General features: G+C 26.5%; 19 protein-coding genes and 2 tRNA genes. All 21 read left to right on the forward strand.

Annotated elements, in window-relative coordinates; translation table 11 throughout:
- Window positions 1-230: 230 nt before the first annotated feature.
- Window positions 231-2,066 carry an assimilatory sulfite reductase (NADPH) flavoprotein subunit gene (locus Bpudo544_RS00805; RefSeq protein WP_500825464.1) on the forward strand — a complete coding sequence of 612 codons (1,836 nt, stop codon included), beginning with the start codon at window positions 231-233 and terminating at the stop codon, window positions 2,064-2,066.
- Window positions 2,066-3,781: an assimilatory sulfite reductase (NADPH) hemoprotein subunit gene (gene cysI, locus Bpudo544_RS00810; protein WP_500825465.1), complete on the forward strand. Its 1,716-nt coding sequence runs from the start codon at window positions 2,066-2,068 to the stop codon at window positions 3,779-3,781. Before Bpudo544_RS00805 ends, cysI begins: the two co-directional genes overlap by 1 nt.
- Window positions 3,778-4,554 carry a phosphoadenylyl-sulfate reductase gene (locus tag Bpudo544_RS00815; protein WP_500825466.1) on the forward strand — a complete coding sequence of 259 codons (777 nt, stop codon included), beginning with the start codon at window positions 3,778-3,780 and terminating at the stop codon, window positions 4,552-4,554. Before cysI ends, Bpudo544_RS00815 begins: the two co-directional genes overlap by 4 nt.
- A gap of 107 nt (window positions 4,555-4,661) precedes the next feature.
- Window positions 4,662-6,059, forward strand: coding sequence for a siroheme synthase CysG (gene cysG, locus Bpudo544_RS00820; protein ID WP_500825467.1), 1,398 nt, complete (start codon window positions 4,662-4,664; stop codon window positions 6,057-6,059).
- A 56-nt stretch (window positions 6,060-6,115) separates the two neighbouring features.
- A complete protein-coding gene (cysD, locus tag Bpudo544_RS00825; protein ID WP_500825468.1) occupies window positions 6,116-7,033 on the forward strand; it encodes a sulfate adenylyltransferase subunit CysD in 918 nt (305 codons plus the stop codon).
- 12 nt (window positions 7,034-7,045) lie between these two features.
- Window positions 7,046-8,476 (forward strand): sulfate adenylyltransferase subunit CysN, encoded by a 1,431-nt coding sequence (cysN, locus tag Bpudo544_RS00830; RefSeq protein ID WP_500825469.1) that lies wholly within the window; start codon window positions 7,046-7,048, stop codon window positions 8,474-8,476.
- A gap of 11 nt (window positions 8,477-8,487) precedes the next feature.
- Window positions 8,488-9,126, forward strand: a complete 639-nt coding sequence (gene cysC / locus Bpudo544_RS00835; protein WP_500825470.1) for an adenylyl-sulfate kinase — start codon at window positions 8,488-8,490, stop codon at window positions 9,124-9,126.
- A gap of 158 nt (window positions 9,127-9,284) precedes the next feature.
- Window positions 9,285-9,575, forward strand: coding sequence for a septum formation initiator family protein (locus Bpudo544_RS00840; RefSeq protein WP_500825471.1), 291 nt, complete (start codon window positions 9,285-9,287; stop codon window positions 9,573-9,575).
- Window positions 9,576-9,641: 66 nt separating this feature from the next.
- Complete coding sequence (gene ispD, locus Bpudo544_RS00845) at window positions 9,642-10,358, forward strand: 2-C-methyl-D-erythritol 4-phosphate cytidylyltransferase (protein ID WP_500825609.1); 717 nt, start codon at window positions 9,642-9,644, stop codon at window positions 10,356-10,358.
- A 5-nt stretch (window positions 10,359-10,363) separates the two neighbouring features.
- Complete coding sequence (gene ispF / locus Bpudo544_RS00850; RefSeq protein WP_500825472.1) at window positions 10,364-10,837, forward strand: 2-C-methyl-D-erythritol 2,4-cyclodiphosphate synthase; 474 nt, start codon at window positions 10,364-10,366, stop codon at window positions 10,835-10,837.
- Window positions 10,838-11,252: 415 nt separating this feature from the next.
- The gene (locus Bpudo544_RS00855; RefSeq protein WP_500825473.1) at window positions 11,253-12,140 is read left to right on the forward strand and encodes a peptidoglycan DD-metalloendopeptidase family protein; all 888 of its coding nucleotides are present in this window, start codon (window positions 11,253-11,255) and stop codon (window positions 12,138-12,140) included.
- A 205-nt stretch (window positions 12,141-12,345) separates the two neighbouring features.
- Complete coding sequence (alaS, locus tag Bpudo544_RS00860; protein WP_500825474.1) at window positions 12,346-15,024, forward strand: alanine--tRNA ligase; 2,679 nt, start codon at window positions 12,346-12,348, stop codon at window positions 15,022-15,024.
- Window positions 15,025-15,172: 148 nt separating this feature from the next.
- The gene (gene csrA, locus Bpudo544_RS00865; RefSeq protein WP_500825475.1) at window positions 15,173-15,358 is read left to right on the forward strand and encodes a carbon storage regulator CsrA; all 186 of its coding nucleotides are present in this window, start codon (window positions 15,173-15,175) and stop codon (window positions 15,356-15,358) included.
- 176 nt (window positions 15,359-15,534) lie between these two features.
- A tRNA-Ser gene (locus tag Bpudo544_RS00870) sits at window positions 15,535-15,624 on the forward strand.
- 61 nt (window positions 15,625-15,685) lie between these two features.
- Window positions 15,686-15,759, forward strand: a tRNA-Arg gene (locus tag Bpudo544_RS00875).
- An 841-nt stretch (window positions 15,760-16,600) separates the two neighbouring features.
- Window positions 16,601-16,852, forward strand: a complete 252-nt coding sequence (gene rpsP / locus Bpudo544_RS00880) for a 30S ribosomal protein S16 (protein ID WP_500825476.1) — start codon at window positions 16,601-16,603, stop codon at window positions 16,850-16,852.
- A gap of 46 nt (window positions 16,853-16,898) precedes the next feature.
- Window positions 16,899-17,453: a ribosome maturation factor RimM gene (gene rimM, locus Bpudo544_RS00885; RefSeq protein WP_500825477.1), complete on the forward strand. Its 555-nt coding sequence runs from the start codon at window positions 16,899-16,901 to the stop codon at window positions 17,451-17,453.
- A gap of 36 nt (window positions 17,454-17,489) precedes the next feature.
- Window positions 17,490-18,248, forward strand: coding sequence for a tRNA (guanosine(37)-N1)-methyltransferase TrmD (trmD, locus tag Bpudo544_RS00890; protein WP_500825478.1), 759 nt, complete (start codon window positions 17,490-17,492; stop codon window positions 18,246-18,248).
- A 15-nt stretch (window positions 18,249-18,263) separates the two neighbouring features.
- A complete protein-coding gene (rplS, locus tag Bpudo544_RS00895) occupies window positions 18,264-18,617 on the forward strand; it encodes a 50S ribosomal protein L19 (protein WP_500825479.1) in 354 nt (117 codons plus the stop codon).
- A 420-nt stretch (window positions 18,618-19,037) separates the two neighbouring features.
- Window positions 19,038-20,117: a 3-deoxy-7-phosphoheptulonate synthase gene (locus Bpudo544_RS00900; RefSeq protein WP_500825480.1), complete on the forward strand. Its 1,080-nt coding sequence runs from the start codon at window positions 19,038-19,040 to the stop codon at window positions 20,115-20,117.
- A gap of 8 nt (window positions 20,118-20,125) precedes the next feature.
- Window positions 20,126-21,247, forward strand: coding sequence for a bifunctional chorismate mutase/prephenate dehydrogenase (tyrA, locus tag Bpudo544_RS00905; RefSeq protein ID WP_500825610.1), 1,122 nt, complete (start codon window positions 20,126-20,128; stop codon window positions 21,245-21,247).
- Window positions 21,248-21,340: the final 93 nt, after the last annotated feature.

The raw sequence follows: 21,340 nt of genomic DNA on the forward strand, positions 1-21,340 counted from the left end.
TATCAATTTTAATTAATATTGAGTAGTGTAAAACTAGGTGTATAGAATTTTGTGAGTATTTAAAATATGACAGTAATTATTTTTAAAGATTAAGTTTATTAAATTAGTTTTCCATAAAAATAGCATTGTATATAGTAAAGCGTTATGTTTTTATATTTGTATTTAATAAGTTGTTAATAAAATTAAAATTAATTTAGTATGCATAACAAATATATAATTGAATAATATAGATGATTATCTTAACTCCAGATCAATTAAATCGTTTAAAATCAATATTGGATATATTATCTAGAGAACAATTAATTTGGGTGTCTGGATATGTATTCGGACTTGTAAATTTTAAACAATCTAAAGATGAAATTATTACTAATATTTCTAGCAAAGAATCAGTGTTATCGAAATGTATTGTTCAACAGACTGACAATATTGTTATTATATCTGCTTCTCAGACTGGAAATTCTAATCAGATAGCACAACAATTACATGAAGACTTAATGAAATCTGGGTTGAATTCAACTTTATTTAGTATAAGAGATTATAAATTTAAAAAAATTTCTGAAGTAAAATTGTTAGTTTTTATAATATCTACATATGGAGAAGGTGAACCTCCAGAGGAAGCAATACCGTTATATAAGTATTTATTTTCTAAAAAAGCTGCTAGTATGGAAAAAACTAGTTTTATCGTATTAGGATTAGGTGATCGATCGTATGAGTATTTTGCTAAAGCTGGTAAAGATTTTGATCGACGATTTGAAGAGTTGGGAGCAATTAGACTGTATAATCGAGTTGATCTAGATATAGATTTTCAAGATTCTGCTGATGTATGGAGACAGGAAGTAATTAAATTATTTCAAGCTCAAATTACTTCTAGTTTTTCAGTATCAAATCAATCTTCTGATACAAGGACGAGAGAAGATACTGTTTTAGTATCAGAAAATAATTACAGTAATTATAATTATTGTAAAAAATTTCCTTTTACTGCAAGTTTATTGAGTAAACAAAAAATTACCAGCCGTAATTCAATAAAAGATATACATCATTTAGAATTAGATATTACTGGTTCTAATTTATTCTATACACCAGGTGATGCATTAGGGGTATGGTATGAAAATGATCATAATCTTGTTGATGAATTGTTAGGATTATTAAAATTAACAGGTTATGAACAGGTAAATGTTGAGGATCAATCAATGGTTTTGCATGAAGCATTAAAACACCATTATGAGTTAACACAAAATACTGCTGTGTTTGTAGAAAAAATAGCTACTATTACGCAGGATAAAATGTTATTAAATTTAATAATAAATAAGAAACAATTAAAGATGTTTATTTTAAAAACACCCATTATTGAAATGATTCGAAATATATCTATTACATTATCAGCTAAAAATTTATTACAGGCTCTACGTCCTATGAAGCCTAGATTTTATTCTATTGCTTCTGCTCAATTAGAAGTAGGAGAAGAAATACATATCACTGTTGGTGTAGTACGCTATAAAATTAATGGTCGATTAAGATCAGGAGGAGCTAGCAGTTATTTAGTAGATCGTTTAAAAGAAAATGATAAAATACGTATTTTTGTTGAATCTAATAATAATTTTAGATTACCTACAGATTGTAATGTTTCTATAATTATGATTGGAGCAGGTACAGGAATTGCACCATTTCGTGCGTTCATGCAACAACGAGCATTAGATCGATCAATGGGAAAAAATTGGCTTTTTTTTGGTAATTTAAGATTTATTGATGATTTTTTGTATCAAACTGAATGGGAACGTTATGTAAAAGAAGGTCTTCTTAATAAGATTAATACAGCTTGGTCCAGAGATCAAAATTATAAGGTTTATATACAAAATAAAGTATTGGAGAATGGTTTGGAGTTATGGAATTGGATTAAAGGAGGAGCTCATATTTATGTATGTGGTGATGCAAAAGGTATGGCTCGAGATGTAGAACAGGCTTTAATTTCAATAACATTGAAATATGGTAATATGAATACAAGTCAAGCAAATGATTTTTGGGATGACATGAGAATACAACATCGTTATCAAAGGGACGTATACTAATGGTAATATTAAAAAATAATGATAAGGCTGTGTTATCTGATAATGAAAGAATAAAAAAAGATAGTAATTTCTTAAGAGGAACTATTGAAAAAGACTTAGATAATAATTTAACAGGTGGATTTAATACAGATAATATGCAATTAATTAAATTTCATGGCATGTATCAACAAGATGATCGGGATGTTCGTTTAGAGAGAATGAATCAAAAGTTGGAACCATTGATTAGTATGATGTTACGTTGTCGTCTTCCAGGTGGGGTAATTACATCAAATCAGTGGTTAGCTATACATAATTTTTCAGAGCAATATACGTTATATGGAACTATTAGATTAACTAATAGACAAACTTTTCAATTACATGGTTTATTAAAACCCAAATTAAAAATGGTACATAAATTGTTAAATAAATTAGGTTTAGATTCTATTGCTACTGCTGGAGATGTTAATCGGAATATAATATGTACTGCTAACCCAATGGCATCTAAAATTCATCATCAAGTATGGAAATTATCAAAAAGAATTTCAGAATATTTATTACCTAGATCTAAAGCATATGCAGAAATTTGGTTAAATGAGCAAAAAACTGAGTATATAGAATCAGAGCCTATTTTAGGAAATACATATTTGCCTCGAAAATTTAAAATAGCAATAGCTATTCCACCGTTTAATGATGTGGATGTTTATGCTAATGATCTTGGTCTTATAGCTATTTCAAATGAAGTTGGGGATCTTGTTGGTTTTAATGTTTTAGTAGGTGGGGGTTTAGCTATGACCTATGGAGATAAAACTACGTATCCTAGAAAAGCTACTGAATTTGGTTATGTTGATGAAAAAAATGTTTTAAAAGTTATTGAATCAGTTATTACAATACAAAGAGATTGGGGTGATCGATCCAATCGTAAACATGCTAAAACGAAATACACTTTAGTAAAAGTGGGAGTAGATATTTTTAAAAAAGAAATAGAACAGCGATCTAAGTTAAATTTTCTTCCAACGCGTTTATATAAATTTACTGAAAGAGGAGATCAGTTTGGATGGGTTCAAGGTATTGATAAGAGTTATTGGAGTCTTACATTATTCATTGAAAATGGAAGAATATTTAATTCATCTAATAAATTTTTGAAAGATGGATTAGCAGAAATTGCAAAAGTGCATTTAGGTTCTTTTAGAATTACTACTAATCAGAATTTAATTATTTCTGAAATACATGAAGACAAGAAAAATGTTATTGAAGATTTAGTAAAAAAGTATGAATTATTGGATAATTCATCTATAACATTTCAACGAAAATCATCTATGGCATGTGTGGCTTTGCCGACATGTCCATTAGCAATGGCAGAAGCAGAACGATTTTTACCAAATTTTGTTACTAAAGTAGAACATATTATGTTGAGATATAATCTTAAAAAAGATTCAATTATTTTGAGAGTGACGGGATGTGCAAATGGTTGTGCACGAGCGATGTTATCAGAAATAGGGCTAACAGGCAGAGGCATTGGTCGTTATAATTTATATTTAGGAGGGGATAAACTAGGTACTCGGATCCCTCGTTTATATAAAGAAAATATTTCAGAAGAGGAAATTTTAAATATTTTAGATTGGACTATTAGTCGTTGGTCGAAAGATAGATATGCTCAGGAATCTTATGGAGATTATGTAATAAGATCAGGAATTATTCGACCTGTTTTAAACTCTGAAGAAGATTTTTATTTATGATATATAAAAAATTAATCAATTTTGATAAGTATTATTGGAATATTAAGGAATTTAAAACATTCTCTTCAAGTAAACAAGCAGTGTTATTGCGTGAAATAAATAAATATTTAGAATCATTAACAGTAGAAAACAGAATGGAATGGGCCGTTCAATTTTTGTCTAATAGGTCTATTATATTGTCTTCAAGCTTTGGTATTTATTCATCTGTGAGTTTACATATAGTGACTCATTATTTTCCTAGTATTCCTATTATTTTAATTGATACAGGTTATTTATTTCCAGAAACATATCGTTTTATCGATCGGTTGACAGAAAAAATGAAATTAAATTTGCATGTTTTTCGTTCCAATAGGTCTTCTTCATGGCAGGAAGCTCGTTATGGAAAATTGTGGGAACAAGGTATAGAAGGAATCCAGAAATATAATTTTATTAATAAAGTAAAGCCCATGCAGTATGCTTTTAAAGAACTTAAAGTAGATGTTTGGTTAGCAGGCTTAAGAAGAACACAATCAGATAGTCGTAGTAATTTGACTATTATGGCTGTTCAAAATAATGTATTTAAATTTTTGCCTATTATTGATTGGAATGATAATCAAATGCATCAATATATTAAACAACATAATTTAGAATATAATCCATTGTGGAATCAAGGATATGTATCAGTAGGGGATATTCATACTACTGTAAAAAAAGACCCAGGCATGAAAGATGAAGAAACTCGTTTTTTTGGATTGCAACGTGAATGTGGTTTACATCTTTTTGATAAAAGTTAATTTTTAAAATCTTTTGTTTATAGGATAACTAGAATAGTTAAAATATAATTTTTTTAAAAAAGAGATTTGTAATTATTATTCATGTTGTTTTTATTAAACATAATTTTGTGAAATATTTACCATTATTTATTGATTTAAATAATAAATCCGTCTTAGTAGTCGGAGGGGGTGTAGTTGCTTTTCGAAAAATACAAATGTTACAAAGGGTAGGAGCAATTATCCATATTGTAGCGCATACATTGTGTCCTAATTTGAAAAGAGTTTTATTTTCTAAAAAAATAATTTGGATTGGTAAAATATTTCAACCTTCTATGTTAGATGATGTGTTTTTAATTATTGTAGCAACAAATAATACTTTATTGAATACTATAATCTTTAAGCATGCTGAAAAACGTCATATTTTAATTAATACTGTAGATGATCAGTCTAAATGTTCTTGTATTTTTCCGGCTATTGTTGATCGTTCTCCAATCATAATAAGTATTTCTTCTTGTGGTACAGCTCCTATATTAGTTCGTATGTTGAGAGAAAAATTAGAGTCGCTAATACCTGTATCTATTGGACATTTATCAGCATTAGCAGGTATATGGCGTAATAAGGTAAAAAAGTATATTAAAAATGTATCATGTAGGCGGCAGTTTTGGGAAAATTTATTTTATAGTGGTCAAGTTTTATTGCTGATAAATAAAAAGAAGTTTGATCAAGCTAATCGTATTATACAGAATACTATTAAATTAAACAAATTGAAGAATATAAAGAAACAAGGGAGCGTATCTTTAGTAGGAGCTGGGCCAGGGGATAAGGAATTATTGACTATTCGAGGATTACAAGTTCTTCAACAGGCAGATATTATATTATATGATAATTTAGTTAATCCAGATATTTTAGATTTAGCACGTAGAGATGCAGATAAAATTTATGTTGGAAAATCTGCAAATAAACATTCAATTTCTCAAGAACACTTAAACGATTTTATAATTCAATTAGCACGAAAGGGTAATAGTGTCGTTAGATTAAAAGGAGGGGATTCATTTATATTTGGTCGTGGAGGAGAGGAATTACAAGCAATATCTAAAGCTGGTATTAAATTTCAAATAGTACCAGGAATTACAGCAGCAATTGGAGCAGCAGCTTACGCTGGTATACCATTGACTCATCGGAAATATGCTCATAGTGTTACTTTTATTACTGGTCATAAGCAGAATGATGATCATTATCAAATTAATTGGAGCGCATTATCAGGTAGTTATCACACTATAGTCATATATATGGGAAAACTTAATATCTTAAATATTAGTAAAAACCTTATTTTCAGTGGAAGACATATCGATACTCCTGTGGCTATAATTAGTAGAGGAACATATACCGACCAAACAGTTTTAATAGGTAAATTGATAGAATTAGAAAAACTTATGTTTTTAGCAAAACAACCAGTGTTATTAATTATAGGGGAGGTTGTATCTTTTCATAAAAAAATTAGTTGGTTTGGACCAAATACAAATTAAATTATAGTATTAATAAATTTTTTAGTTAAAAGACATATTAAAAGGTATTATGCATTATGTTGCAAAATCAAAAATGTGTTACTTATTTAAATCAATTAGAATCAGAAAGTATTTATATTATTCGTGAAGTAGTGTCTGAATTTCGTAATCCCGTTATGTTGTATTCTATTGGAAAAGACTCTTCTGTAATGTTGCATTTAGCGAAAAAAGCATTTTATCCTTGTTCTAAATTACCGTTTCCTTTATTACACATAGATACTGGGTGGAAGTTTCGTGATATGTATATTTTTCGTGATAATATAGCTAAATCTGATGATGTGGATTTACTGATTTATAAAAATCAAGAAGGTATATCAATGGGTATTGATCCTTTTATTCATGGAAGCGCAAAATATACAAATATTATGAAAACAGAAAGCTTAAAAAAAGCTTTGAGCAAATATGGATTTGATGCTGCTTTTGGTGGAGCTCGTCGTGATGAAGAAAAAATTCGCTCTAAAGAGCGAATTTTTTCTTTTAGAGATAAATTTCATTCTTGGAATCCTAAAAATCAACGTCCTGAATTATGGTCTAAGTATAATGGGAGAATTAATTTAGGTGAAAGTATTCGTGTTTTTCCTTTATCTAATTGGACAGAATTAGATATTTGGCAATATATTTTTTTTGAAAAAATTGATATTGTTCCATTATATTTAGCTAAAAGTAGGCCTGTATTAAATAGAGATGGCAATTTAATTATGGTAGATGATGATCGAATTACTCTGCAACCTGGAGAAATTATAAAAAATAGTATGATTCGATTTCGAACATTAGGTTGTTGGCCATTAACTGGAGCAATAAAATCTCAAGCAGAAACACTTTCTATGGTTATTAAAGAAATGTTATTGTCTACTAACAGTGAGCGTTCTGGTCGAGTTATTGATTTTGATCAGACTGGATCGATGGAAATAAAAAAACGTCAAGGTTATTTTTAATAAGGGATAATCATGTTAAGTATTTTAGAACAAGAAATTATTGACTGTGGAGGTATAGAAAATTATTTATATACCCAACAAAATAAAACATTATTGAGATTTTTGACATGCGGTAGTGTAGATGATGGTAAAAGTACTTTGATTGGTCGTTTATTACATGATACTCAGCATATTTATGACGATCAATTAAATAATCTGTATTTAGATAATAATCAATTTGGAGTTCATGAAAATAAAATAGATCTATCTTTGTTAGTAGATGGATTGCAATTAGAACGTATGCAAGGGATTACTATAGATGTTGCATATCGTTATTTTTCTTCGAAAAATCGTAAATTTATTATTATTGATACCCCTGGACATGAAGAATATACAAGAAATATGGTTACTGGTGCTTCTAATAGTAATTTAGCTGTATTATTAGTTGACGCATGTAAAGGAATCCGAAAGCAAACTAGACGTCATTTGTTCATTAGTTTTTTAATGGGAATTAGAACTGTGGTTGTGGTAATAAATAAGATGGATTTAGTAAATTATGACCATAAAATATTTCAAGATATTTGTGAGAAGTGTTTAAAGATTGGTCATTGTTTATCTGCAAATATTGACATGAAATTTGTTCCAATATCTGCTTTAGATGGTGATAATGTTGTTTTTTCTTCGAAAAATATGGAATGGTATGATGGACTTACGTTATTTAATATATTAGATAATATTGAAATTCATTCCATTGAAGAGATTAACAATCAAAGATTACGGTTGCCAATACAGTATGTAATTCGTGATAAATCAAATTTTAGAGGGTATTCTGGAACTATTGCTTCTGGAAGTGTGCATAGAGGTCAACAAATTAGGGTATTTCCATCAAATATGACTTCTTACATTAAACAAATTTTTAATTTTAATAAGAATCAAGTTAATTCTATAGCAGGAGAAGCAATAACAATTACTTTAACGGATAATATTGATGTTAGTAAAGGAGATGTATTAATTGATGGCAATGAAAAAATAAATTCTATAGAAAGTGCAGTAGTAGATGTCATTTGGATGAAAAAAGATGCATTAAAAAAAGATCAATGTTTTGATGTGAAAATAACTGCTAAATTTCATAGAGTTCGAGTAAAAGATATTTATCATACAGTAGATATGCATACTTTTACTCATCAAAAAAATGATGAAGTATCATATAATGGCATTGGAGTAATAGAATTATTATTTGAAGAACCAGTAATATTAGATAAGTATTCTCAATATCCGGTAACCGGTAGTATGATCTTTATTGATATTTTAAGTAATGATACAGTTGGAGCAGGAATGGTAAAAGATTTTAAAATTCATCAATTAACTAAACCATATAATAAAAAATATAGTGAATTTGAATTAGCTTTACATGCATTAATTCGGTTTCATTTTCCTCATTGGAACATTCATGATTTATCTTAATTTATATGATAATGGTGGAGTATGCTGATGATATGATTAATAAAAATGATAGTCATATTACTAATAGAAATATTAGTTGGAATTTTTATCGTATTAATAGAAAAAATAAAGAAAAATTACATAAGCATCGAGCTATGGTATTGTGGTTTACTGGTTTATCAGGGTCTGGTAAATCAACTTTAGCTGCTCTTTTAGAAGAAAGATTGTATTATAATGGAGTAAGTACTTATATTTTAGATGGAGATAATATTAGGTATGGTTTATGTAGTGATTTATCATTTAATTATCGGGATAGATGTGAAAATATACGTAGAGCAGGAGAAGTGGCTTGGTTAATGTTTGATGCTGGATTAGTAGTTTTAGCCGCGTTTATTTCTCCATATCGTTCTGAACGAAAAATAGTACGTAATATGTTTTTAAGAGATTGTTTTTTGGAAATTTTTGTTGATACTCCCATTAAAGTTTGTAAGAGTAGAGATCCTAAAAATTTATATAATCGGGTTCAAGAAGGAAAAATAAAGAATTTTACTGGTGTGGACGATCCGTATGAATTTCCTGAACAACCGGATATTTATTTAGACGGGGAAAAAGCTATACAAGAATTAATTAACCAGTTATTTAATACTGTAATTTTAAAAATTTTTCCTTAGTTTTTATATATAATATAGAAAAATCATATCGATATTTTTATATAAGTGTATGTGATAATTTTTATTATTTAATAAATAAATACGCATATTAAATTTAATAAATATTTTACGATAATATATTGTCTTTAAGTTGATTATGAGGTATGACTACACTAATAATGAGTTATAGAAAAATAAATAATTGTGTATTAGGAATAATATTAATTTGGATACAATATTCTTTGTGGTTAGGTAAAAACGGAATTTTAGATTACATTGCTGTTTATGGTGACAGTCAATGTTATAGTGGTATTAATAATATCAATCAAATGAAGATTCGTAATAATCAATTATTACTGGAAATTCATAATTTAATTCATGGATATGAATTAATTGAAGAGTACGCAAGATATGATTTAGGTATGATTAAAAAAAATGAAATTTTTTATTATATTAAATGTGATTATTAATTTTTATATTATTTAATGACTTTAATAATTTTAAAGTATTATTAATGTTGACGCGTATGTTTGGTTATAATAATGAATAATTTTCCAGATATGACTGCTATTCTTCCTGCAGCAGGTGTAGGGATGCGTATGAATATATTTCCACCTAAGCAGTATTGTATTGTTAGAAAGAAGACATTGATTGAACATTCAATAAGTGTATTATTAAATCAATCTAATATTAAACATTGTATAGTAGTTATTAATTATAATGATAATTGGTTTAATAAATTACCTATATCTTATGATTCTAGAATTAGTGTTGTAATTGGCGGAAAAACTAGAGCTGACTCTGTTATGGCCGGATTAAAATGTGTAAAAAATACAATGTGGGTGGTAATACATGATGCAGTTCGACCTTGTTTACATCGTCAGGATTTATTACGTTTATTTAGAATTACGCAGTTTTCTCAGATAGGAGGTATTTTAGCAACTCCTGTTTCTAATACAATAAAGAGGGCTTATATTGATGCTGATTTTATTCAATATACTGTCAATCGGGATAATCTATGGAATTCTTTAACTCCACAATTATTTAATTATGATCTTTTAAAAAAAAGTTTAAGAAAAGCTTTAAAGAATAAAATAATTGTTCCTGATGAAGCTTCAGCTATGGAATATTGTGGATATACTTCTGTTTTGGTAAGAGGTAGGTCAGATAATATTAAGGTTACTTATAAAGATGATTTAAAATTAGCTAAATTTTATTTATCTGAAATATATAATAAAAATAAAATATTTTAAAAGACATGCGTATTGGATATGGATTTGATGTACATAGGTTTGGTGGATGTCGTCCTTTAATTATTGGAGGTGTATTTATCCCTTTTGAAAAAAATTTGATAGCTCATTCAGATGGGGATGTAGTTATGCATGCTGTTATAGATGCATTGCTTGGAGCTACTTCTAATAGAGATATTGGAATATTATTCCCAGATACCGATAATAAGTATGATAATGTAAATAGTCGAAGTTTATTGCGTATAGTGTGGAATAAAATTGTTGATCAAGGATATTTACTAGGAAATATAGATATTACTATAATCCTACAAAGACCTAAAATAAAAAAATATATTCCTCAAATGATCTATTGTCTTACAAAAGATTTAAATTGTGTATTATCTGATATCAATATAAAAGCTACTACTACAGAATTTTTGGGATGTATTGGACGTTCTGAAGGTATTGCTTGTACTGCGGTAGTTTTATTAAAAAAGCAATAATAGTAAAAATAATATATTATTTTAGAGTGAAATAATTGAATGATTTATTTTCTAGTTAAGTTAGAAGATAAACATACTATTTATTTATTTTAAGTGCTATCTTAAAATAAATCGTTTTTCAACTTATTTATGTGTACATATCATCCTAGTAGATTAGTGGTATGATGATGTTGTATGCTATAAAAGTTTTTATCTTATATCTTTATGCTATATAGACTATATTTTTTAATGAAAATATAACAACAAATTATAAAATTTTTTATTTATCAGGATAATTTTAGATTTATATTAAATTTTGAATAAAATGCATGAATTATTTAAGTATATTAGAATCACAATAGAAATATATTATTCATTTGCATATGTAAAAAAATGTTTTTAATTTTTAGAAGGGAATAGGGGCTGAGTATTTGATATGTTAGATGGAATTTTAATGGCGTGCAAGATATTAATGATTACTTTTTTTGCAAAATATATTGGTTTAAATATTAATTTAGATTTTTATATTCCATATTATATGCAGTTTAATAGTATTACATATGTATCTAATATTGAACAATGGAAATTATATAATAAAAATGAAAAACATAGTTTTGTTCGTGAATATAATAATGTAAATTATGGATCATATAAAAAAATTTCATATACAATAAAACCTGGAGATACTTTATTTTATATAGCTTGGATAACTGGGAATAATTATTTAGATTTAGCAAAAAAAAATAATATTAGTAATATTCATATGTTGAAAGTAGGTCAATCTATAAAAGTTAAACAAAACATTATTAAAGCATCATTTCGATATATTAAAAATGAAATTAAAAAAAAAGATTTATCATTTTTAATTATGAGTCTTAAAATATGTAGTTTTAATATCATGGAATATGTAATGAATTATTTTAAAAAATCTGATGAAAAAACCATATTTCCCTGTTGTTGGGGTTGGCCTACTTTAGGTAAAATAATTAACAATTTTTCTGATTGTGAGGGAGGTAATAAAGGAATTGATATATCTGGAGTATTTGATCAACCTGTATTAGCTGCAAATACAGGAAAAGTAATGTATGTAGGAAATATATTAAAAGGCTATGGCAATCTAATAATTATCAAGCATAATGATAATTACTTAAGCGCTTATGCTCATAATAATAGAGTGTTAGTTATTGAAAAACAACAAGTAAAAACAGGGGAGCAAATTGCTACTATGGGATATAGTGGAACAAATGAAGTAAAATTACATTTTGAGATTAGATATAAAGGAAAATCCGTTAATCCTTTATTTTTTATCTCTCCTGAATATTAATATAATAAAGAAAACACATATATAGTATATGTAGTAGTCTCATTAAAGATAAGAAGGAATTATTATATCAGGATGATAAAATATCAATTTTAATAATAGTAATAGAATTATTTATAATGAATAAAGTAATGTTATTTATTATGTGGTGTTAATTTTTTAATGTAATATTAAATTACGAATATAAATAGTGTTTGATGGAATATGTATGTATAAAAGTATTGGTGATGTACGTCAAGAATTTTTAAATTTTTTTCAAAAAAAAGAACATCAAGTTGTTATTAGTAGTTCCTTAATACCTGAAAATGATCAAACATTGTTATTTACGAATTCAGGAATGAATCAGTTTAAAAATATTTTTTTAGGCATAGAAAAACCATTGTTGAAACGCGCTGTTACTGCGCAACGTTGCATTCGTGTTGGAGGAAAACATAACGATTTAGATAATGTTGGTTATACTGAAAGGCATTTGACATTTTTTGAAATGTTAGGAAATTTTAGTTTTGGAGATTATTTTAAGGATAATGCTATTGAATTTGCTTGGGAATTACTAACTGACTCAAATTGGTTTGCTTTATCTAAGGATAAAATTTGGATTACCACACATATTCATGATGATGAATCCTATAATATTTGGACAAAACATATTGGTATCTCAAAGAATCGTATTGTTAAAATTGGTAAAAAAAATGGCAATTTTTATGATTCTAATAATTTTTGGCAAATGGGTAATATTGGGCCATGTGGTCCTTGTTCAGAAATTTTTTATGATTTAGGTGATAATTTTTCAGGTATACCTCCTAATAATATTACGGAATCTGGAGAAAGGTATGTTGAAATTTGGAATTTGGTATTTATGCAATATAATCAGAAGTTAAATGGGCATTTAGAATCTTTATCTACGTTATCTGTAGATACAGGTATGGGATTAGAACGTATTACCTCTATATTACAGGGCGTATATAGTAATTATTTGATTGATGTATTTAAAAATTTAATTACTGCTATTTCCAAAATAATGAAAATTAAGATATCTACTACTAGTAGATCATTGTATGTAATAGCTGATCATATTCGTGCTTGTGCTTTTTTAATTAAAGATGGAGTTATTCCTGATAATGAAGGTCGTGGTTATGTGTTGCGTCGTATTATTCGTAGAGCTGTGCTTCATGGAAGAAAATTAGGAGTAAATGGTATATTTTTTTATAAATTAGTAATACCTCTAGTTACTTGTATGAAGTATGTTACTAATATTTTAAATGATCAAGTAGATTTAATAGAGAAAGTATTATTTAATGAGGAAAAGTTATTTGAAAATACTTTAAATAAGGGATTAAAATTATTATCTAAATCTTTAGAAGAATTAAAAACAAACAACAAAACTTTAAGTGGTAAGGTAGCTTTTCAATTATATTCCACCTATGGATTCCCACTAGATTTAACTAAAGATATTTGTTCCGGATATAATATACGAGTTGATGAATTAGAATTTGATCGTCTTATGTCAGAAGAAAAGAAACAGTCGAAGCAGTTAAATCGTTTTTGTGTGACACCTATTAACACTATAATACCAATTAATATAAGTAGCATTTTTGTAGGGTATAATAATCTTACTTATCAATCTAAAGTTGTTGCATTGTTTCAAAATAATGAATTAGTTGAATTAGTTACTTCGAATGTGGAGAGTATGGTGATTTTAGATGTTACTCCTTTTTATGGACAATCAGGAGGACAGATAGGAGATTGTGGTTATTTAAAAACAGAATCTGGCGGAATTTTTAAAGTTAAAAATACTAAAAAATATGGAAATATTACAGTACATATAGGAATATTAAAAAGCGGGACTATTAATATTGGAGAACAAGTTTTTGCACAAGTTAATGAATTAAAAAGAAAATTACTTTGTTTAAATCATTCATCTACACATCTATTACACGCAGCATTGTTAAAAATTTTAGGATCTCATGTTGCTCAAAAAGGATCTTTAATAAGTGATAAATATTTACGTTTTGATTTTTCACATTATGAAGTTATGTCATCGAAACAAATAAATGCAGTGGAAAGTCTTATAAATGAACAAATTTGGTATAATTTAGTTGTAAAAGAAGAGATAATGCCAATAGAATCAGTATATGACGATACTAATATTATAATGTTATCAGAAAAACAGTATAATAAAAAGGTACGTATTATACGGATAGGAGATTTTTCTAATGAATTGTGTGCTGGAACTCATGTTAGTAATACAGGAGAAATAGGATTATTTATTATTATTAAAGAATTAGGTGTAGGATCAGGTATAAGACGTATAGAAGCAATAACTAAGAATGCAGCGTTATTTATGATACAATGCAAAAGAATGTTAATTCGAGATATTGCGCAAACGATAAATACTGATGATGATCATTTATTGAATAAAATAAATAATATTAAATTATATTCTAATAAATTAGAAAAAGAGGTAAAGGTATTTAAGAATAAACAGGAGATTCAAAAAGTTTTATCTTCAATACATGATAATGTTTTTTATATTAAGAATATTCCAGTATTAGTGAAACAAATTGAAAATGTAGAGTTGGAAGTCATGTCTAATATGTTAGGGCATATTAAGAATTATTTGAAATCAGGAGTAATTGTATTAGTTAATTTTAGAACAAATAATTCAATCTATTTAATAGTGAGTACAACTAAGGATTTACTTGAATTTAATCGTGTAAATTCTTCAGATTTAGTGTATTGTATTACTCAAAAATTTGGAGGGAAAGGTGGTGGTAGATCTGATTTTGCTCGAGCTTATATTAACAATATAATAAATAAATCTGAATTTATAACGTATATAAAGGTATTATTACATGACTTTTATAATAATAAAAAATTTAAAATATAGTAGAAAGAAAGAAATTAATTATATTGATGTGTTTTTATAAAAAATATATTTAATGATATTAAGAGGAGAAGAGTGTTGTATACATATATGTGGTATACTTGAAACTCTTAAGGTTTATTGTTATTAATTTTCAAGGAAGGAGTAAAGAATGCTTATTCTCACTCGTCGAGTTGGTGAAACTTTAATTATTGGGGATGAAATTACAGTAACTGTATTAGGAGTGAAAGGAAATCAAATTCGCATTGGTGTTAATGCTCCTAAAAAAATTTCTATACATAGAGAAGAAATTTATCGAAAGATTCAAGATGAAAAAACAAAGCATACTTCGTGTTAAAGTAAATTAATTTTTAAATTAAATATATAATTTTTAATTAACAGTTTTTATATTTTCTAATTAATTATTATTATATAATGACATCATTTGTAATGATATAATAATGGTATATATTTGTAGCAATATGTTTTACTTGGTATCAAAATAATTGATTAATAAAAATTAAAGATAATATCAGTGAGATGGCCGAGTGGCTGAAGGCACTCCCCTGCTAAGGGAGTATATGATTAAATATCGTATCGAGGGTTCGAATCCCTCTCTCACTGTTTTATAAGTAAATTGTTATTGTATTTTATATATGTATTTTGATAAATTAGAGCTGATATTACACCCGTAGCTCAGATGGATAGAGCACTCGGCTACGAACCGAGAGGTCGGGGGTTCAAATCCTCTCGGGTGTATATATTAGATTGTATTCATTAAATACAGTTATTATTATTGTATTTGCATATTATTAATAATCATGTGTTGTATTTCAAATTTTATTATATATTGTTTATATATTTTCATTTAAAAATTATGTAGATGTTTTTTATGGAACAGTATTGATTTATTTATAAAATATTAAAGATGAATCAATAACTTCATTTAATATATAGTATTTAATTTATATAGGATATGTAATAGTGTTAATAATTTTCAATGTAATGAAGTGTGTTTATTTATTGATTGTTTTAAATATATGTTTATTTATATTATAGTATATAGTATGAGTAAAATTGAAGATTATTAATTATTTTGATGATACAGAAAAAATTTTAAGTATAGGAATGGTTTAGGAAAAATTAATTAGTTTTATGAATAAAAAATGAAATATTTATGTGGTATTACAATATATTTAAATTTTGTTTAAATAGTAAATTTAAAAATTGATTTATTTTTATATATAATTGATACATTATGTTTCTTATAAAATGGGGTTATTAATAATAAGAAACCAATCAATGTTTGTTGTTTTACAGAATATATCAAAATAAATCTAATATAATGAATCTGAAATAGTTTTGATTGTTGCGTATTGTTTATATGCTGAAATAATTAGCTATAAATTTTGCTATATGAGATCAATATATTTATTTGTTTTGTTTTTGTAGGCATTGATATAAGTGATTTCATATTATAAACCAATATATATTGGTTTGTTTGTACAATTTTTATTAAAAATAAAATTTAGAAGAAGACATAAGAATATGGTAGATTGTTGTTTTTCATTGTAGTATTAAAATAAATTAAGGTATATTTATGGTTCGAATTAGATTATCTCGTGGAGGATTTAAAAAAAAACCTTTTTATTATGTTGTTGTCACTGACAGTCGGAATTCACGTGATGGGTATTTTATAGAGCGTGTTGGTTTTTTTAATCCATTTGAATTAAATACATCTAAAAAGTTATATATTGATTTAGATAGAGTTCGATATTGGATAAGTCAAGGAGCTAGTCCTTCAAATCGTGTTGATAAATTAATAAAAAAATTAAAAAGATTAGCACTATGATAGTATTTGGTGTACATAACTAACTGTATAGTAAATATTGTAATTTATGAAAAATAATTTAATATATAAGCCACCTGATGATCCGATTATTATAGGAAAGATAGGAGGAGTGTATGGGGTTCGGGGTTGGGTAAAAATTATTTCATTTACAGAAAAAATTGATGATATTTTTAAATATAATCCATGGTTTATCTTTTTGAAATCAAAATGGAAATTAATGAAATTAGAGTGTTGGGAATTTATCAATAAAAGTTATATAGCTAAAATTTTTGATATTTCAAATAGAGAGATCGCGATGTCATTAACTCAATGTGATTTAATGATAGATTCTAAAAATCTTCCTGTATTGAATCAAGAAGATGGGTATTATTGGAAGGACATAGTAGGTTGTAAAGTCATTAATATTGATGGGGAATATTTAGGAAATGTTGTTCGTATTATAGAAGCTGTTGTTCATGATGTATTAGTGATTAAGATTAATTCTAATTGTTATAGACAAACAGATTGCTATCTTATTCCTTTTATTGAAAATAAATTTATTACAGATGTAAATATAGTTGATAGAATTATTACTGTTGATTGGCAGATATATCATTTTTAAAAAATACAATAACAATAATATTGAGTAATTATTATTATGTTGTTTGGAATTATTACTTTGTTTCCAGAAATGTGTCGTTCTATCGCACATTACGGTGTAATAGGAAGATCGTTACGTGATGGTATAATTTCTTTAAAGTTATGGAATCCTAGAGTATTTACAGAAAATTCATATAAAAAAGTAGATGATTATCCTTACGGAGGAGGGCCTGGTATGTTAATGTCCAGTAAACCTTTAAAAGAAGCTATTGATTCAGCTCAGTATGAATTAGGGCAAGATACTAAGGTAATTTATCTTTCTCCACAAGGTAAAAAGTTAAATCAAAAATGTGTGCGTAGATTAGCTAAGAATAATCAAGCTTTAATTTTAGTGTGTGGACGATATCAAGGTATTGATGAAAGGATAATAAAAATAAAAATTGATGAAGAATGGTCTATAGGAGATTATATTTTAAGTGGAGGAGAATTAGCAGCTATGGTATTGATAGATGCTATAGCTCGGGTTTTACCTGGTACTTTAAATAATCAAGAATCAAAAATATCAGATTCTTTTTTAAGAAATAGATTAGATTGTCCACATTATACTCGTCCAGAAATTTTTGAAGGAATGAGGGTGCCATCAGTATTATTATCTGGGAATCATTATGATATCTTTCGTTGGAAATTAAAACAATCCTTAGGTGCGACTTGGTTGAAAAGACCGGATTTGTTAAAAAAATCAAAACTTAGCAAAGAAGAACAAAATTTATTAATGGAATTCAAAGATGAATATTTGTTTTCGTTAAGTAATAAATAAAAAAGGAAATGTTGTATGTATGAAATAATAAAAAAATTCGAATCGAATCAGTTAAAAAAAGATATACCACAATTTCATTCTGGAGATGTAGTAGAAGTAAAATTATGGGTTATTGAAGAAGGAAACAAAAAGCGTTTTCAAATATTTGAAGGAATAGTAATTGCAATTAAAAATAGAGGATTGCATTCTACTTTTACTGTAAGAAAAATTACTAGTGGAGAAGGAGTAGAACGAGTATTTCAAACATATTCTCCTATTATTAAAGATATTAAAGTTAAAAAATTAGGGATGGTTCGTAAAGCAAAACTTTATTATCTACGTAATCTGCAAGGGAAATCTGCTAAAATTAAAACTCGTTATTTATTTTAATTAATTTATTGAGTTATATTATTGATTTTATTTGTTTATATGAACAAATCATTATATTTTATATAATGGATATTGTTTTATGTTAATGTAGAGTCTTAAAAAAAGTAGGTGTTTTAAGTAAAATTATCATATAAAAATATAAAAAATTTTAAATATTAAACATATTTTTCATGATATTTATATTATAAGTACTTTATATTTTTACTATTTATATTGAGATATAAAAATTGTCGATTTTTTAATTTACAAATAGATTAATTTTACCTATCTAATGACTAATTAATCTATTAATAATAATTTATTTACAATACTAACATTGGTATTATAAATAAATTATAGTACAGATATATATTACATAATTTTAATATTATAAATCTTATTTATTTCTTGGATTATAATATTTTTTATCAAGGTAGTAGTATGCAAAAAAATAATCAAAAAAAATTACAGTATTGTAATATTCAATCAATAATTACACCTAAGCAATTAAAATTACAATTTCCTTTAAATAAAGCTGATCAATATACTATTGAACAATCTCAAAATATTATTAATAATATCATACATAAAAGAGATTCTCGTTTATTAGTTATATGTGGTCCTTGTTCAGTCAATGATACTCATGCCGCTCTTGATTATGCTAATAAATTAAAAATTTTATCAGAAAAATTAAAGGATCAATTATATATAGTGATGCGTGTATATTTAGAAAAACCTCGTACTGTTGCTGGATGGAAGGGTTTAATTAATGATCCGTATATGAATGGTTCTTATGATATAGAATCTGGATTAAAAATATCACGTCATTTGTTATTAAAATTAGTTGAGATAGGATTACCTTTAGCTACTGAAGTATTAAATCCAATTTTTCCGCAATACATTGGGGAACTTTTTAGTTGGGTATCCATAGGAGCTAGAACTTCAGAATCCCAAATTCATAGAGAGATAGCTTCTGGGTTTCAATCATCAGTAGGTTTTAAAAATAGTACTGATGGTAATATTTATCATGCTATTAATGCAGTACAAGCATCAACTATTTCTCATAGTTATGTTAGTATTAATCAATTGGGACAGGCATGTATACTAAATACTAAGGGCAATGTTAATAGTCATATAATTTTAAGAGGAGGAATACGTCCAAACTATTATCCAGAAAATATTGTTTGTTGTGAGCAGAAAATAGCAGAAATAGGTCTACCATTAGCATTAGTTATTGATTGCAGTCATGGTAACTCCAACAAAGATTGTAGTAAACAGATTGATGTAGTTAATTCTGTAGTTAATCAAATAAAGCTTGGTAATTGTTCTATTGTTGGATTAATGTTAGAAAGTTATCTTTATTCTGGGAGTCAAGCTTTAAATTTTAATAATCTTTCTTCTATACAATATGGCATATCTGTAACTGATGCTTGTATAAGCTGGGAAAAAACTCAAGAACTATTATATTTTTTATATAAGGAATTAAAACCAATTCTTATTAATCGTTTAGCGGGATCCTAAACGGCATGATAGAAAAAAAACTGGATTTTTTAAGAAATGAAATTGATAAAATAGATAAAGATTTAATTAAATTATTATCTAAGCGATTTTCTTTAGTTTCTCAAGTGGGTGAAATAAAAAGTCGTTTTGGATTATTTATTTATGATGCAGAAAGAGAAGAAAAAATTGTATTTTGCAGAAGAAAAGAAGCAATAAAATTGGGTGTTTCTCCTGATGTAATTGAGGATATATTACGTCGAATTATGCGAGAATCTTATTCTAATGAAAGTGAGAAAGGATTTAAAAAGTTATATCCAAATTTTCGTTCTATTGTGATAATTGGGGGTAAAGGGCGCATGGGGCAGTTTTTTTTTAAAATGCTAACTTTATCAGGATATCATGTTAAAATATTAGATCAAGATGATTGGATAAATGCAGAGTCTATATTAGCTAATGTTGGAGCTATATTTATTAGTGTGCCTATGCATTTGATAGGTAAAATAGTTAATAAATTACCTCCTTTACCTGAAGATTGTGTAATGATAGATTTATCTTCTATTAAAGCAATATCTTTAAAAACTATTTTAGATATGCATAGTGGTCCAGTATTAGGCTTGCATCCTATGTTTGCTCCAGATAATGAAAATATGATAAAACAAGTTATTATTTGTTGTGAAGGCCGTTATCCTGAGTCATATCAATGGTTATTAAAGCAATTACAGTTATGGGGTGCAAAATTATATTATTGTGATCCTAAAGAACATGATAAATATATGAGTTTTATTCAAAGTTTATGTCATTTAATTACTTTTTCTACTGGATATCATTTATTTAAAGAAAATGTTGACATGGATAAAATTTTATCTTTTTCTTCTCCGGTATTTCAATTGGAGTTAATAACAATAGGTAGATTGTTTCATCAAGATCCTCAGTTATATGCAAATATTATTATGGACTCTAAAGATAATATTGTTTTAATTAAACGTTATTATAGAAGATTAGGACAAATATTAATATGGTTAGAACAAAACAATAAAATAGAATTCATAAAGGGATTTAATAAAATTAAGAATTGGTTAGGGATTCATTCTGATATCTTTTTTAAAGATAGTTATAAATTATTACAACTAATTAATGATTTAAAAAAGTAAATTGTTATAATAACAATATCATATAATTTATATGCATATTATTATTTAAAATAAAAAATTATATTTTATATAATGTAGTATTTTAATTAATTA

This window comes from Blochmannia endosymbiont of Camponotus pudorosus (genome assembly GCF_059934925.1).

What these genes read in the sequence shown, in the direction of transcription:
- Bpudo544_RS00805 (WP_500825464.1), top strand. Translation starts at nt 231, where the DNA reads ATGATTATCTTAACTCCAGATCAATTAAATCGTTTAAAATCAATATTG.
- cysI (WP_500825465.1), top strand. Translation starts at nt 2,066, where the DNA reads ATGGTAATATTAAAAAATAATGATAAGGCTGTGTTATCTGATAATGAA.
- Bpudo544_RS00815 (WP_500825466.1), top strand. Translation starts at nt 3,778, where the DNA reads ATGATATATAAAAAATTAATCAATTTTGATAAGTATTATTGGAATATT.
- cysD (WP_500825468.1), top strand. Translation starts at nt 6,116, where the DNA reads ATGTTGCAAAATCAAAAATGTGTTACTTATTTAAATCAATTAGAATCA.
- cysN (WP_500825469.1), top strand. Translation starts at nt 7,046, where the DNA reads ATGTTAAGTATTTTAGAACAAGAAATTATTGACTGTGGAGGTATAGAA.
- cysC (WP_500825470.1), top strand. Translation starts at nt 8,488, where the DNA reads ATGGTGGAGTATGCTGATGATATGATTAATAAAAATGATAGTCATATT.
- Bpudo544_RS00840 (WP_500825471.1), top strand. Translation starts at nt 9,285, where the DNA reads ATGAGTTATAGAAAAATAAATAATTGTGTATTAGGAATAATATTAATT.
- ispF (WP_500825472.1), top strand. Translation starts at nt 10,364, where the DNA reads ATGCGTATTGGATATGGATTTGATGTACATAGGTTTGGTGGATGTCGT.
- Bpudo544_RS00855 (WP_500825473.1), top strand. Translation starts at nt 11,253, where the DNA reads ATGTTAGATGGAATTTTAATGGCGTGCAAGATATTAATGATTACTTTT.
- alaS (WP_500825474.1), top strand. Translation starts at nt 12,346, where the DNA reads ATGTATAAAAGTATTGGTGATGTACGTCAAGAATTTTTAAATTTTTTT.
- csrA (WP_500825475.1), top strand. Translation starts at nt 15,173, where the DNA reads ATGCTTATTCTCACTCGTCGAGTTGGTGAAACTTTAATTATTGGGGAT.
- rpsP (WP_500825476.1), top strand. Translation starts at nt 16,601, where the DNA reads ATGGTTCGAATTAGATTATCTCGTGGAGGATTTAAAAAAAAACCTTTT.
- rimM (WP_500825477.1), top strand. Translation starts at nt 16,899, where the DNA reads ATGAAAAATAATTTAATATATAAGCCACCTGATGATCCGATTATTATA.
- trmD (WP_500825478.1), top strand. Translation starts at nt 17,490, where the DNA reads ATGTTGTTTGGAATTATTACTTTGTTTCCAGAAATGTGTCGTTCTATC.
- rplS (WP_500825479.1), top strand. Translation starts at nt 18,264, where the DNA reads ATGTATGAAATAATAAAAAAATTCGAATCGAATCAGTTAAAAAAAGAT.
- Bpudo544_RS00900 (WP_500825480.1), top strand. Translation starts at nt 19,038, where the DNA reads ATGCAAAAAAATAATCAAAAAAAATTACAGTATTGTAATATTCAATCA.